Source organism: Streptomyces sp. 8N706 (assembly GCF_052245415.1).
In the GTDB taxonomy this organism is placed as follows: Bacteria; Actinomycetota; Actinomycetes; order Streptomycetales; family Streptomycetaceae; genus Streptomyces.
Window position 1 is genome coordinate 1 of sequence record NZ_JBQQBW010000018.1, and the last position, 14,112, is coordinate 14,112.

10 protein-coding genes are annotated in these 14,112 nt (G+C 71.7%); 7 read left to right on the top strand and 3 right to left on the bottom strand.

Annotation, left to right across the window (positions count from 1 at the left end; all coding sequences use genetic code 11):
* Window positions 1-563: 563 nt before the first annotated feature.
* Window positions 564-1,760: a hypothetical protein gene (locus tag ACTWQE_RS09745; protein ID WP_443328452.1), complete on the top strand. Its 1,197-nt coding sequence runs from the start codon at window positions 564-566 to the stop codon at window positions 1,758-1,760.
* A gap of 213 nt (window positions 1,761-1,973) precedes the next feature.
* Here the strand turns inward: ACTWQE_RS09745 and hemE are convergent, their stop codons facing one another.
* Window positions 1,974-3,047 (bottom strand): uroporphyrinogen decarboxylase, encoded by a 1,074-nt coding sequence (hemE, locus tag ACTWQE_RS09750; RefSeq protein WP_443328453.1) that lies wholly within the window; start codon window positions 3,045-3,047, stop codon window positions 1,974-1,976.
* 91 nt (window positions 3,048-3,138) lie between these two features.
* Between hemE and ACTWQE_RS09755 the strand changes: the two genes are divergently transcribed.
* The 6 genes from ACTWQE_RS09755 to ACTWQE_RS09780 all read left to right on the top strand — a co-directional run bounded on the left by ACTWQE_RS09755 (window position 3,139) and on the right by ACTWQE_RS09780 (window position 10,316).
* Window positions 3,139-3,789, top strand: coding sequence for a DUF3000 domain-containing protein (locus ACTWQE_RS09755; protein ID WP_443328454.1), 651 nt, complete (start codon window positions 3,139-3,141; stop codon window positions 3,787-3,789).
* 309 nt (window positions 3,790-4,098) lie between these two features.
* Window positions 4,099-4,761, top strand: coding sequence for a LuxR C-terminal-related transcriptional regulator (locus tag ACTWQE_RS09760; protein WP_443328455.1), 663 nt, complete (start codon window positions 4,099-4,101; stop codon window positions 4,759-4,761).
* A gap of 48 nt (window positions 4,762-4,809) precedes the next feature.
* Window positions 4,810-6,114: an HRDC domain-containing protein gene (locus ACTWQE_RS09765; RefSeq protein ID WP_443328456.1), complete on the top strand. Its 1,305-nt coding sequence runs from the start codon at window positions 4,810-4,812 to the stop codon at window positions 6,112-6,114.
* Between the two features lie 307 nt (window positions 6,115-6,421).
* Window positions 6,422-7,639, top strand: coding sequence for a thiolase family protein (locus ACTWQE_RS09770; RefSeq protein WP_443328457.1), 1,218 nt, complete (start codon window positions 6,422-6,424; stop codon window positions 7,637-7,639).
* Window positions 7,636-9,765, top strand: a complete 2,130-nt coding sequence (locus tag ACTWQE_RS09775) for a 3-hydroxyacyl-CoA dehydrogenase NAD-binding domain-containing protein (RefSeq protein ID WP_443328458.1) — start codon at window positions 7,636-7,638, stop codon at window positions 9,763-9,765. The genes ACTWQE_RS09770 and ACTWQE_RS09775 overlap by 4 nt, the downstream gene beginning before the upstream one ends.
* A 137-nt stretch (window positions 9,766-9,902) precedes the next feature.
* Window positions 9,903-10,316 (top strand): NTP pyrophosphohydrolase, encoded by a 414-nt coding sequence (locus ACTWQE_RS09780; RefSeq protein ID WP_443328459.1) that lies wholly within the window; start codon window positions 9,903-9,905, stop codon window positions 10,314-10,316.
* Between the two features lie 94 nt (window positions 10,317-10,410).
* Here the strand turns inward: ACTWQE_RS09780 and ACTWQE_RS09785 are convergent, their stop codons facing one another.
* A complete protein-coding gene (locus ACTWQE_RS09785) occupies window positions 10,411-11,916 on the bottom strand; it encodes an amino acid permease (protein WP_443328460.1) in 1,506 nt (501 codons plus the stop codon).
* Window positions 11,917-12,161: 245 nt separating this feature from the next.
* A complete protein-coding gene (gene dxs, locus ACTWQE_RS09790; RefSeq protein ID WP_443328461.1) occupies window positions 12,162-14,078 on the bottom strand; it encodes a 1-deoxy-D-xylulose-5-phosphate synthase in 1,917 nt (638 codons plus the stop codon).
* Window positions 14,079-14,112 lie beyond the last annotated feature (34 nt).

Here is a 14,112-nt window from a genome sequence, read left to right on the forward strand (position 1 = left end):
GTAGCGCCGTCCGCCCGAAGGGCGGGGGTCGCGGCGGCTGGTGCGTGCGATCGCAAGGCGGAGGGTCGTCCTCGTACTGGGCGTACTCGGACGAGCCCGACAACGCAGCGAGCGTGCGTGCCAGGCGCCGCGGGCCAGGCGGGACTTTCGAAACACGCCCTAGGACCGCGTCAGCCGAGGTCCGCCCGGTACGAGGGTTCGGTCAGCTGCAAGGCGCCCGGATCGGCCTCTGGCGTTCCCCGTGCCGAAGGCCGGGGGAGGGCCTGCTCGGCCGCTCGGGCAATACGGCATATGGCCGTGCCAGGGGCAGCGAGCGGGGCGCACCGTGGCCGGCGCGGCCACCAGTTGTCGCCGGGCGCGCTTCCCCGGACGGCGGCGCCCGGACCCACGTATCGGGCCGCCGCTCGGCCTGCGCGCCCCGAGCGGCGCGCAGGCCCGCGTACCGGCACGGCGGCCCGGTGCACGCCCGGGGCCCCGCGGTCAGGCCCGTGTCCCCGCGCGGCGGCCCGGTCCCTTGGACCCGTGTCCCGGGGCGGATCCCCGGACGGGTGATAATCGCCCCCATGCCCGAACTCACCCGGACATCGACCGCGCCCCCGCCGGGCAGCCCCTCCCTCCGCGAGCGCGCCACCGCGTCGCTGCGGGCGGCGGCGCCCGCCCTGCTGGCGTACGCCGGGGTACGGCTTGTGGGACTGGTCATCCTCGGTATCTCCGCCGGGGTCGCCGGGAAGAGCCCGCACACGCTGCTCAGCGAGCGCTGGGACTCCCTCTGGTACGCCCGTGTCGCCACGCAGGGATACGGATACGAGGTCCGTCTGCCCGACGGCGACATCCACTCCAACCTCGCCTTCTTCCCGCTGATGCCGGGGCTGGAGTGGTTGATCTCCACGGTCGGTCCGCTGAGCGTTCCCGACGCGGGACTCCTGGTGAGCTGGCTCGCCTCCCTCTTCGCCGCCTGGGGGATCCACGCCATCGGCACGCTGCTGTACGGGCGCCGGGCCGGGCTCGTCCTCGCCGTGCTGTGGGGGGCGTACCCGACGGCGTTCGTGCAGTCGATGGCCTACACCGAGACGCTGTTCACGGCGCTCGCGGCCTGGTCGGTGTACGCGGTGCTGCGGCGGCGCTGGGTGTGGGCCGGGGGCCTGGCGGTGCTCGCCGGGCTGACCCGGCCGTCCGCGGCGGCCGTGGTCGCGGCGATCTGGATACCGGCCGCCGTCCTCCTCATCCGTGAGTACCGGGACGGCACCCGCCCCGGCGAGCTGCTGCGCCGGCACCGCCGCGTGCTCGCGGGCGTCGTCCTGGCCCCCCTGGGCTGGCTGGGATATGTCGTGTACGTGGCCGTGCGCAACGGCAGCCCGTTCGCCTACTTCGAAGTGCAGGGCCGCTGGGGCAACGGCTTCGACGGCGGCCGAGCGCTGGCCGGTTTCGTCTGGAAGAACCTCACCACGAACCTCTTCGCGGGGCTCGCCCTGTGCGCCGCACTGGCTCTCGTGGGCTGGCTGCTGTGGCTGTGCGTACGGCAGCGGCAGCCCCTGCCGCTGCTGGTGTACACGGCGGCGATGGTGGTGATCTCCCTGGTCGGGGCGGGCTACTTCGGCTCGCGGCCGCGGCTGATGATGCCCGCGTTCCCCCTGCTGCTGCCCGCGGCGGTCGCCCTGCTGAGGCTGCGCCCGGCGCGGACCACTGCCGTTCTCGTCGCGGCGGCGCTCGCCTCCGGGTCGTACGGGGCCTTCACCCTCCTCGGCTCGGGCCCGCCATAGGTGCGGGCCGTCGTTCCGCCGGGCGGAACGGGTGGGCACAACAGCCGCACCGGCCGCTGCAGTCGGGGCGAATCGCGGCGCTCACGGCGGAACGGACCACCGGCAAGGAGCCGCACACACGGCCCCGGTGATCAGGCGGCGCACCACTGCCGGGTGCGAGTCGGGTGTGCCCCCGGCCGGAGCCCGGGGGCACATCCGGCGGAGCGCCGGCCGTCAGCGCGCCGTTTCGGTGTGGACGAACTCCACGAGGCGGGTGAGCGCGTCCGGGTCCGTGCTCGGCAACACGCCGTGCCCCAGGTTGAAGACATGGCCGGGCAGATCGCGGGCCGCGTCCAGCACCTCGCGGGCCTTGGTCTCCACGGCCTCGCGCGGAGCGAACAGCACAGCGGGGTCGAGGTTGCCCTGCAGCGCCCTGCCGGGGCCGACGCGGCGGCCGGCCTCGTCCATCGGTACCCGCCAGTCGACGCCGACCACGTCCGCGCCCGCCTCGCCCATGAGGCCGAGCAGCTCGCCCGTACCGACGCCGAAGTGGATGCGCGGAACGCCGTATCCGGCGACCGCGTCGAAGACCTTGGCCGACGCGGGCAGGACGGAGCGGCGGTAGTCGGACGGGGCGAGCGCACCGGCCCAGGAGTCGAACAGCTGCACCGCCGACGCGCCCGCCTCGATCTGCACCTTCAGGAAGGCAGCGGTGATGTCCGCGAGCCGGTCGAGCAGATCGGCCCACAGGTCCGGGTCGCCGTACATCAGCGCCTTGGTGTGCTCGTGGTTACGGGACGGCCCGCCCTCGACGAGATAGCTCGCGAGGGTGAAGGGCGCGCCCGCGAAGCCGATCAGCGGGGTGGCGCCCAGCTCTCCCACGAGCGTGCCGACGGCCTCGGTCACATACGTCACATCGTCCGGCTCCAGCAGACGCAGCCGGTCCAGATCGGCGCGGGTACGGATCGGCTGGCCGATCACCGGCCCCACGCCCGGCTTGATGTCGAGGTCCACGCCGACGGCCCGGAGCGGTACGACGATGTCGCTGAAGAAGATGGCGGCGTCGACCTTGTGGCGGCGGACCGGCTGCAGCGTGATCTCGGTGACGAGGTCGGGACGCATGCACGAGTCGAGCATGGGGATGCCCTCGCGCAGCTTGAGGTACTCGGGCAGTGAGCGTCCGGCCTGCCGCATGAACCAGACCGGCGTATGCGGCACCGGTTCCCGGCGGCACGCCTTCAGGAACGCCGACTCGGCGACTGCTGTGCTGGTCTGCTGCTGGCCCGTCGGGCGGTCGTTGGCACTCACGCACAGAATCTTCGCACGCGGCCCCAAGAGGCTGTCGCCTCCCGGGTGTCCCTACCCGTCACGGGCTCCCGTTCCGCCTAGTCTTCCCCGCATGGCTGCGGCTCAGGGACGACTTTCGGATGGCGCTGACGATACGGACGACACGGCCGGGGACGAGGCCCCGCTGCCCTTCCGCCAGGCGGTCGAGGCGCTGCGCACCGCTCGGCTGCGGCCCGAGATGGAGATCGACCCGACCCGGCCGCCGCAGCGGCTCGCACCCTTCGCCTACGCCCTCGAGGCGGCGGTCGTCGCGGACGGCGAGGACCTCACCGACGGTCGGCTCGTCCTCCTGCACGACCCCCAGGGACACGACGCCTGGAAGGGCACCTTCCGGCTGGTGACGCTCGTACGGGCCGAGCTGGAGCCCGAGATGGCGGCCGACCCCCTGCTTCCCGAGGTCTGCTGGTCGTGGCTGACGGGAGCGTTCGAGGCGCGCGGCGTGGAGTACGGGGAGGCGAGCGGAACCGTGACGCTGGCCGGTTCGCACTACTTCGGCGGGCTGGCGGACAGGGCCCCGGCGACACAGATCGAGATCCGGGCGTCATGGACGCCGCGCGAGGGCACGGGGGGCGTGCCGGACACGGCCGCGCACCTCGCTGCCTGGTGCGAGTTGCTGTGCCAGATCGGGGGGCTGCCGCCGGCGAACGGGTCCGACGGGGGCGTCGTCTCACTGCCCCAGCGCCGCGGCCCGCAGTCCCGCTGACGCTCCGGGCGACGCCGGTACACCCTCCCCGCCCGCGCCGTCCGCCTTCCGGGGCCCGTCCACCCTGCGGGGCCCGACACCCTCCGGGGCCCGACGCCCCGTACACCGTCACCCGGGGGCGTCGCACCCACTTCTCCGCTGATGATCGATCACGCTTCCGAATTGCCCGAATTGTTACTCACCAAATCGTGATCATTTACTAAAGCTGCCCGGTTTTGCTGCCGAAGGAACCTGTGACCCTTCCCGCATGGATCGCCCCGACTTCCCCATGGTCGGCCCACGTCCCGCCACTCCCCCCCAGGAGGCCTGGTGTCCGTTCTTCTCGAGCAGCCCGCAAGCCTGGTCGCCTACCGCCCGAACAAGCCGACGGCCATGGTCGTCGTCGCCGACCCCCGCGTCCGCTCCACCGTCACCCGTCACCTGTGGGCGCTCGGCGTGCGTGATGTCATCGAGGCGTCGTCGATCGCGGAGGCCCGTCCCCGAGTCGGCAACCCGCGCGACATCTGCGTCGCCGATGTCCACCTCCCCGACGGCTCAGGCCTGACCCTGCTGTCCGAGACCCGCGCGGCCGGCTGGCCGAACGGCCTCGCCCTCTCCGCCGCCGACGACATCGGCGCCGTACGCAACGCGCTCGCCGGGGGCGTCAAGGGGTACGTCGTCACGGGCACCCGCACCAATCTGGGTATCCCCGGCCGTCCCGGCACCGTACCGGTCGGCGCGGCCGCGGCCCGGATGCAGCGCCGTCCGCCGGGCGCCCCCGGGCACCCCGGCGGCTACCGCGAACTGTCCGGCCGGGAGGTCGAGGTCCTGCGGCTGGTTGCGGAGGGCCAGTCCAACAAGGCCATCGGCGTCTCCATGGGGCTGTCCGCCCTGACCGTGAAGAGCCATCTCGCCCGGATCGCCCGCAAGCTGGGCACCGGCGACCGGGCCGGAATGGTGGCCGTCGCCCTCCGTACCGGCATCATCCACTGACCCCGGCATCGCACAGACGCCCGCGGACAGAACGTTCAGTCGGCGGGTGTGACCGACGCCCAAGAGACCGCAGCAGACCAGTCACTGCGAATTGCCGGTGGCGCTGCGACAGCAGCAGCAGCAGCAGCCACTGCGAGCCCGGACCTCCCGTCCGCGCCGGTCCCCTTGCTGGAGCCCCGTGAGGGCATTCCTCCCGTGACCGCGACGCCCGAGGCGCTCGCCGAGGTGGTGGCGTCCTTCGCCGCCGGCACCGGCCCCGTGGCCGTCGACGCCGAGCGGGCCTCCGGCTACCGCTACGGGCAGCGCGCCTATCTCGTCCAGCTCCGGCGCGCCGGAGCGGGCAGTGCCCTGGTCGATCCGGTCGGCTGCCCCGACCTGTCCGGGCTGGGCGAGGCGATCGGCGACGCCGAATGGGTGCTGCACGCCGCCACCCAGGACCTTCCGTGCCTGCGCGACATAGGCATGACCCCGCGCAGGCTCTTCGACACCGAGCTGGCCGGGCGGCTCGCCGGGTTCGCCCGGGTCGGCCTGGGGGCGATGGTGGAGAACGTCCTCGGCTACGCCCTGGAGAAGGGTCACTCCGCCGTCGACTGGTCGACCCGCCCCCTGCCGGAGCCCTGGCTGCGCTACGCCGCTCTCGATGTGGAACTGCTGATCGACCTGCGGGACGCGTTGGAGGAGGAGCTGGACGGGCAGGGCAAGCTGGACTGGGCCCGCCAGGAGTTCGCGGCCATCGCCGCGGCGCCCCCGGCCCCGCCCCGCAAGGACCCGTGGCGCCGTACGTCCGGTATGCACAAGGTACGGCGGCGCCGTCAGATGGCCGTCGTACGGGAGCTGTGGACGGCCCGTGACCGGATCGCCCAGCGGCGGGACGTCTCGCCCGGCAAGGTGCTGGGGGACTCGGCCATCGTGGAGGCCGCCCTCGCCCTCCCCGCCGATGTACAGGCTCTCGCGGCCCTGCCCGGCTTCGGGCACCGGATGGGGCGCAAGCAGCTGGACCAGTGGCAGTTTGCCGTGGACCGGGCCCGTACGCTTCCCGACGCCGAACTCCCCCAGCCGGGGCAGCCGGTGGCCGGGCCGCCGCCGCCGCGCGCCTGGGCCGACAAGGACCCGGCCGCCGCGTCCCGGCTCTCCGCGGCACGGGCGGCGGTGACGGCTCTCGCCGAAAGCCTCAATCTGCCGCAGGAGAACCTGATCACTCCGGACACCGTGCGGCGACTGTGCTGGGAGCCCCCGTCCGAGCCGACGCTCGAGGAGGTCTCCGCGTTCCTCGCCGCGCACGGCGCCCGGCCGTGGCAGATCGACCAGACGGCACCGCTTCTGGCGGGGGCCCTGTCGATCACCGCCGTCTGACGGCCGGGCCCGCACCGCGGACGTACGGGATCGCGGTGCGGCCGGGCGCCCCACTGCCCGGCCGGCCGGGCGGCCGAGCTTCCGCTTTTGTTCACCTCTCCCCCGCTCTCCCCCGCTGCCCGTCCGCGTACGGACGGGCGGCCACGGGCTTCCCGAGGGTCCGGACGAGCGGCTCCGGCGGCGCGTCGACTGTGATCTGCACCGCTCCGCGCGGCAACACTGTGCAGGCTGGTTACCCGCAAGTAGCATGGCCGTCAGAGCCGCCGCAGGCAGCACCGTGCCCGTTCCGCATCAGGAGGAGAGCCAAGTGCCTCGTACCGCTAGGGACGTCGTCTTCGTCGACGGCGTCCGCACCCCGTTCGGCAAGGCGGGCCCGAAGGGCATCTATCACGAGACCCGGGCCGACGACCTGGTCGTCAAGTGCATCCGCGAGCTGCTGCGCCGTAACCCGGACCTGCCCGCCGAGCGCATCGACGAGGTCGCCCTCGCCGCCACCACCCAGATCGGCGACCAGGGCCTGACCCTGGGCCGCACCGCCGGGATCCTGGCCGGTCTGCCGCAGACCGTCCCCGGCTACTCCATCGACCGCATGTGTGCCGGTGCGATGACCGCCGTCACCACCACCGCGGGCTCGATCGCCTTCGGCGCCTACGACCTCGTCGTCGCGGGCGGCGTCGAGCACATGGGCCGCCACCCGATGGGCGAGGGTGTGGACCCCAACCCGCGCTTCGTGTCCGAGAAGCTGGTCGACCAGTCCGCGATGTCCATGGGCATGACGGCCGAGAACCTGCACGACCGCTTCCCGCACCTCACCAAGCAGCGCGCCGACGAGTACGCGGTGCGCAGCCAGGAGAAGGCCGCCAAGGCGTACGCCGACGGCAAGATCCAGGCCGACCTGGTGCCGGTCTCCGTCCGCCGCACCAACGCCGAGGCGGGCGAGATCGGTTGGGGCCTCGCCACCGAGGACGAGCCGATGCGCCCGGGCACCACCCTGGAGAACCTGGCCTCCCTGAAGACCCCGTTCCGCGCGCACGGCCGGGTCACCGCGGGCAACGCCGCCGGCCTCAACGACGGCGCCACCGCCTCGCTGATCGCCGCCGAGGACGTGGCCCAGGAGCTGGGCCTGCCGGTCAAGATGCGCCTGGTGTCGTACGCCTTCGCGGGTGTCGAGCCCGAGGTCATGGGCATCGGCCCGGTCCCGTCGACCGAGAAGGCCCTCGCCAAGGCGGGGCTGTCCATCGGTGACATCGGCCTGTTCGAGATCAACGAGGCCTTCGCCGTCCAGGTGCTGGCGCTGCTCGACCACTACGGCATCGCCGACGACGACCCGCGCGTCAACCAGTACGGCGGCGCGATCGCCTTCGGTCACCCGCTCGCCTCCTCCGGTGTCCGTCTGATGACGCAGCTGGCCCGGCAGTTCGAGGAGCAGCCGCACGTCCGCTACGGCCTGACGTCCATGTGTGTCGGCTTCGGCATGGGCGGAACCGTCATCTGGGAGAACCCGCACTTCGAGGGGGACAAGTGAGTACCACCGCAGAGCTTCTCAAGGGAGCCGCCGAGCTGTTCCCCGACGAGGTCGTGACGCAGGCTCATGTACGTCACCTCGACCTCCCCCAGGGCGCGGGCCGCTTCGCGCTCATCACCCTGGACAACGGCCTGGACCACACGAAGCCGACCACGTTCGGCCCGCAGTCGCTCGCGAACCTCAACGTCGCGATCGACCAGGTCGAGGCGGAGGCCGCCAACGGTGAGATCGTCGCCGCCGGCATCACCGGCAAGCCGTTCATCTTCGCCGTCGGCGCCGACCTCAAGGGTGTCGAGCTGCTGAAGCGCCGCGAGGACGGGCTGGCCATCGGCAAGGGCGGCCACGACGTCTTCAAGCGTCTGTCGTCCCTCGGGGTGCCGACCTTCGCGTACTACAACGGTGCCGCCATGGGCGGTGGCGTCGAGGTCGGTCTGCACTGTTCCTACCGGACCGTGTCCGCGGCCCTGCCGGCCTTCTCGCTGCCCGAGGTCTTCCTGGGTCTGGTGCCCGGCTGGGGCGGCTGCACGATCCTGCCGAACCTCATCGGCGCCGACCGTGCGGTCTCGGTCATCGTCGAGAACTCGCTCAACCAGAACAAGCAGCTCAAGGGCGCCCAGGTGCACGAGCTCGGGATCGCCGACGCGATCTTCGAGGGCGCGGACTTCCTGGAGCAGTCGCTGATCTGGACCGCGTCGGTGCTGCGCGGTGAGGTCGAGGTCGTCCGGCCCGAGGTGGACCGCGGTGAGGCCTGGGACCAGGCCGTCGCCCGCGGCAGGGCCGTCGCCGACAGCAAGGTGCACGGCGCGGCCCCGGCCGCGTACCGCGCGCTGGACATCATCGCGGCCGCCAAGAACGGCGACCTGCGCCAGGGCTTCGACGCCGAGGACCAGGCCCTCGCCGACCTCATCATGGGCGGCGAGCTGCGCAGCGGTATCTACGCCTTCAACCTGGTGCAGAAGCGCGCCAAGCGTCCGGCCGGCGCGCCGGACAAGAAGCTGGCCCGCCCGGTCACCAAGGTCGGCGTCGTGGGCGCGGGTCTGATGGCCTCCCAGCTGGCGCTGCTCTTCGCCCGCCGCCTGGAGGTGCCGGTCGTGCTGACCGACATCGACCAGGAGCGTGTCGACAAGGGCGTGGGCTATGTCCACGGCGAGATCGACAAGCTGCTGCTCAAGGGCCGCGTCAACCAGGACAAGGCCAACCGCCTCAAGGCCCTGGTGACCGGCTCGCTCGACAAGGCCGCAGCCTTCGGCGACGCGGACTTCGTCATCGAGGCCGTCTTCGAGGAGATGGGCGTCAAGCAGAAGGTGTTCGCCGAGGTCGAGGCGGTCGTGCCGGAGCACGCCATCCTCGCCACCAACACCTCCTCGCTGTCGGTCAGCGAGATGGCGTCGAAGCTCCAGCACCCGGAGCGGGTCGTCGGCTTCCACTTCTTCAACCCGGTCGCCGTCCTCCCGCTGCTGGAGATCGTGCGTGGTGAGAAGACCGACGACGCGTCGCTCGCCACCGCCTTCGGCGTCGCCAAGAAGCTGAAGAAGACCGCGGTGCTGGTGAAGGACGCCCCGGCGTTCGTCGTCAACCGTGTGCTGACCCGCTTCCTGGGCGAGGTCCTCGCCTCGATCGACGAGGGCACTCCGGTCGAGGTCGCCGACAGGGCGCTGGCCCCGCTGGGTCTGCCGATGTCGCCGATCGTGCTGCTGGAGCTGGTCGGCCCGGCGGTCGCCCACCATGTGGCGGGCACCCTGCACGCCGCGTTCCCGGACCGCTTCGGCGTCTCCGAGAACCTCGGCCGGGTGGTGGAGGCGGGCAAGCGCAGCCTCTACGTGTACGACTCGGGCAAGCCGGAGCTGGACCCCGAGGTGGCGGCCCTCTTCCAGGTCGGGAACACCGTCCTGACGGAGGAGCAGGTCCGCGACCGCGCGCTGGACGCCATCGCGCAGGAGGTCCAGCTGATGCTGGACGAGGGCGTCGTCGCCGAGGCCCAGGACATCGACCTGTGCCTGATCACCGGCGCCGGCTGGCCCTTCCACCTGGGCGGCATCACGCCGTACCTGGACCGTGAGGGTGTCGCGGAGCGTGTGAACGGCAAGCGGTTCCTGGCCCCGGGCGTCGCGAGCGTCCCGGCGTAGGGCTCCCCCGCAGGCATGAGGCGCCGGGTCCGGCTTCTTCGGAAGTCCGGGCCCGGCGCTTTTCGTGCTGCCCGCCCCCGAGGGTGCTCCGCGAGCGTGGCAGGCGCCGCGGTGACGGCCGTGGCAGGGTGGCTGCCGTGAGTACGGCAGAACGGCCGCTGCTGATCGTGGACGCGGCCAATACGGTGGGCTCGGTCCCGGACGGCTGGTGGCGGGACCGCCGCGGCGCCACGGAGCGTCTGCGGGATCACCTCGCGGAGACGGTGGCGAAGGACGGACTCCCCCCGGGCGCGGGCGTCCCCGCATGGGCCACGAGTACGCCGCCGGAGGTCGTGCTCGTGGTGGAGGGCGCGGCCAAGGGCGTGGAGTCCGTGCCGGGCGTAGGGGTGGAAGCGGCGCCGGGAAGCGGCGACGACCGGATCGTCGAGCTGGCACGGGAGGCGTCCGGACGGCCGGCTCTCGTGGTGACGGCCGACCGGGAACTCCGGCGACGGGTGGCGGCACACGGCGCGGAGGTCATCGGCCCGTCGGTGGTCCGCCGCGGCCTCTGAACACCCCCCGTCCGGCCGCGGGGCGCACGTGCAAGCCCGTACGTCACGGCGCGCGTGCCATGGCGTACGGGCTCCGGGCGCGCGCCCGTAGCGGTCAGCGCCGTGTGGGGGTGCTCATGCGGCTGTGGGAGCGCCCGTAGAGGAAGTAGACGATGATGCCGACGATCATCCAGCCGCCGAACCGCACCCAGGTCTCGGCGGGCAGGTTGAGCATCAGCCACAGCGAGGCACAGACCGAGAGGATCGGCAGCACCGGCACCCAGGGAGTGCGGAAGGCACGAGGCAGTTCGGGACGGGTCCGGCGCAGGATGATGACGCCGATGGCCACGATGACGAAGGCGAAGAGCGTGCCGATGTTCACCAGGGTCGCCAGCTCGCTGATGCTGGTGAAGCCCGCGATGACGGCGATGACACAGCCGAGCAGGATGGTCGGCCGGTACGGCGTCCCGAAGTGCGGGTGGGTCTTGGAGAAGAACCGGGGAAGGAGCCCGTCCCGGCTCATCGCGAAGAACACCCGGGTCTGGCCGAGCAGCAGAATCATGCAGACCGTGGTGAGTCCGACCGCGGCGCCGAAGCTGATGGCGCCCGCGTACCAGGGGTGGCCGGTCGCCTTGAAGGCGTCGGCGAGCGGAGCTTCCACCGACAGCTCCGTGTACTTCTGCATGCCCGTGACCACGATCGACACGGCGACGTAGAGCACGGTGCAGATGAGGAGCGAGCCGAGAATGCCGCGGGGCATGTCGCGCTGCGGGTTTCTGGTCTCCTCCGCCGTGGTGGCCACGACGTCGAAGCCGATGAAGGCGAAGAAGACGACGGAGGCCGCGGTGAAGATGCCCTGCCAGCCGAAGGTCGTGGGCTCGTAGCCGAACATCAGCTGGACGAGGGGTGCGTCGAGACCGGAACCGGCAAGCGTGCCCGACGCCTCGGGAATGAAGGGGTCGTAGTTGTCCCCGTTGATGAAGAAGGCTCCGGCGATGATGACGATCAGCACCACGGTCACCTTGATCGCCACAACGAGTGCGGTGAGACGTGCGGAGAGCTTCACACCGACCACCAGGATCGCGGTCAGCAGGAGCACCAGCAGGAAGGCGAGCAGATCGAAGCCGAAGCCCTCCGCCGCATCCGGACCCGACAGAGCGTCAGGCAGCTGCGCGCCCGCGTTGTCCAGCAGGGAACGCACATAGCCGGACCAGCCGACGGCGACCACGGCGGTGCCGAGCGCGAACTCCAGGACCAGGTCCCAGCCGATGATCCACGCGGGCAGCTCACCGAGCGAGGCGTACGAGAAGGTGTACGCGGACCCGGCCACCGGCACCGTCGAGGCGAACTCGGCGTAGCACAGGGCCGCCAGGGCGCACACCACACCCGCGGCCACGAAGGCCAGGGCGGTCGCGGGGCCCGCGTTCTCCTTGGCCACCGACCCGGTGAGGACGAAGATGCCGGTGCCGATGATGACGCCGACGCCGAACACCATGAGGTCGAAGGCGGACAGCGACCTCCGTAGCTGGTGCTCGGGTTCCTCGGTGTCCTGGATGGACTCCTCGACCGTCTTGGTCCGGAAGTAGCCGCCTCCGGCGTCGCGGCTGGTTGGTTCTTGCATGCTCACCGGCGCACCTCCACGCTTGCCCGTCAGCGCCATCGTCATCTACCCGGACAGCAGGGCGCGGACTACACCCTTTGGGGAGAAGCGATTCACCCGATGGGAAGCCGGAGAGGCGCTGACGGTGGGCCGGGTGGAGTAGGTGCCCCGGCGGCACCCGGACCGCACGTCATGACACCAGGCGGGGCTCCGGACCGTGTGTCGGTCCGGAGCCCCGTCTGGTGTCGTACTGCGTCCCGTGGGCGTCAGTCGCGGGTGGCCTCGGCCGGCTCGTCCTCGTAGCGGCCGCCGAGCTTGGCGACCAGGCCGGTGACCTGCCGGGCGATGTCCGGTGCGGTCAGCCCGATCTCGGCCATGACCTCCTTGCGGGACGCGTGGTCCAGGAAGCGGGCCGGGATGCCGAAGTCGCGCAGCGGCACATCCACCCCCGCGTCGCGCAGGGCCTGGGCGATGGCCGAACCGACGCCGCCGACGCGGCTGTTGTCCTCCACCGTGACAACGACCCGGTGCTGCTCGGCGAGCGGGGGCAGATGCTCGTCGACCGGCTTGACCCAGCGCGGGTCGACCACGGTCGTGGAGATGCCCTGCTTGTCCAGAAGGTCCGCGATCTCCAGGCACATCGGGGCGAGGGCACCGACGGAGACCAGCAGGACGTCGGGGCGGGGTTCGTCGTCCGTCCTGTGCAGGACGTCCATGCCGCCGATCCGGCCGATGGCCTTCACGGCCGGGCCGACCGCGCCCTTGGAGTAGCGCACGACGGTGGGGGCGTCGTCCACCTCCACGGCCTCGCGCAGCTGGGCGCGCACCTGGTCGGCGTCGCGCGGGGCGGCGATCCGCAGGCCGGGCACGACCTGGAGGATCGACATGTCCCACATGCCGTTGTGCGAGGCCCCGTCCGTACCGGTGATCCCCGCGCGGTCGAGTACGAACGTCACCCCGCACTTGTGCAGGGCCACATCCATCAGCACCTGGTCGAAGGCGCGGTTGAGGAAGGTGGCGTAGACGGCCACGACCGGGTGCAGTCCGCCGGTCGCCAGGCCCGCCGCCGAGACGGCGGCGTGCTGCTCGGCGATACCGACGTCGTAGACGCGGTCCGGGAAGGCCTTCGCGAACTTGTCGAGGCCGACCGGCTGGAGCATGGCCGCCGTGATCGCGACGATGTCCTCGCGCTCCCTGCCGAGCTTGACCATCTCCTCGCCGAAGACCGAGGTCCAGTCGGCGCCGGACGCGGCGATCGGCAGACCCGTGTCGGGGTGGATCTTGCCCACCGCGTGAAAGCGGTCGGCCTCGTCCTGGAGGGCGGGCTGGTAGCCACGGCCCTTCTCGGTGAGGCAGTGCACGATGACCGGACCGCCGAACCGCTTGGCCCGCGCGAGAGCGGACTCCAGGGCCTCGAGGTCATGGCCGTCGATGGGGCCGACGTACTTCAGGCCCAGGTCCTCGAACATGCCCTGCGGGGCGATGAAGTCCTTCAGGCCCTTCTTGGCGCCGTGCAGGGTCTCGTACAGCGGCTTGCCGACCACCGGGGTGCGGTTGAGCACCTCCTTGCCGCGGGCGAGGAAGCGCTCGTAGCCGTCGGTGGTACGGAGCGTGGCGAGGTGGTTGGCGAGACCGCCGATGGTCGGGGCGTAGGAGCGCTCGTTGTCGTTGACGACGATGACGAGAGGGCGGTCCTTGGCGGCGGCGATGTTGTTCAGCGCCTCCCAGGCCATGCCGCCCGTGAGCGCGCCGTCACCGATCACCGCGACGACATGGTCGTCCTTCTTCAGGACCTCGTTGGCCTTGGCGATGCCCTCCGCCCAGCCGAGCACGGTCGAGGCGTGGCTGTTCTCGATGACGTCGTGCTCGGACTCGGCGCGCGACGGGTAACCGGACAGACCGCCCTTGCTCTTGAGCTTCGAGAAGTCCTGGCGGCCGGTGAGCAGCTTGTGGACGTACGACTGGTGCCCGGTGTCGAAGAGCACCTTGTCCTTCGGGGAGTCGAAGACACGGTGCAGGGCGATCGTCAGTTCGACGACACCGAGGTTGGGTCCGAGGTGTCCGCCGGTCTTGGAGACGGCGTCGACGAGGAAGGTGCGGATCTCGCGCGCCAGCTGGTCCAGCTGCTCCGGGCCGAGCCGGTCCAGATCGCGCGGTCCCGTGATGCGGGTCAGCAGCGCCACCCGTGCCTCCTTGCTGTCGAGCTTGCCTGTCGAG

Coding starts and splice junctions, on each gene's coding strand:
- ACTWQE_RS09785 (WP_443328460.1), bottom strand. CDS start 11,916: ATGCAAGAACCAACCAGCCGCGACGCCGGAGGCGGCTACTTCCGGACC.
- ACTWQE_RS09755 (WP_443328454.1), top strand. CDS start 3,139: ATGGCTGCGGCTCAGGGACGACTTTCGGATGGCGCTGACGATACGGAC.
- ACTWQE_RS09745 (WP_443328452.1), top strand. CDS start 564: ATGCCCGAACTCACCCGGACATCGACCGCGCCCCCGCCGGGCAGCCCC.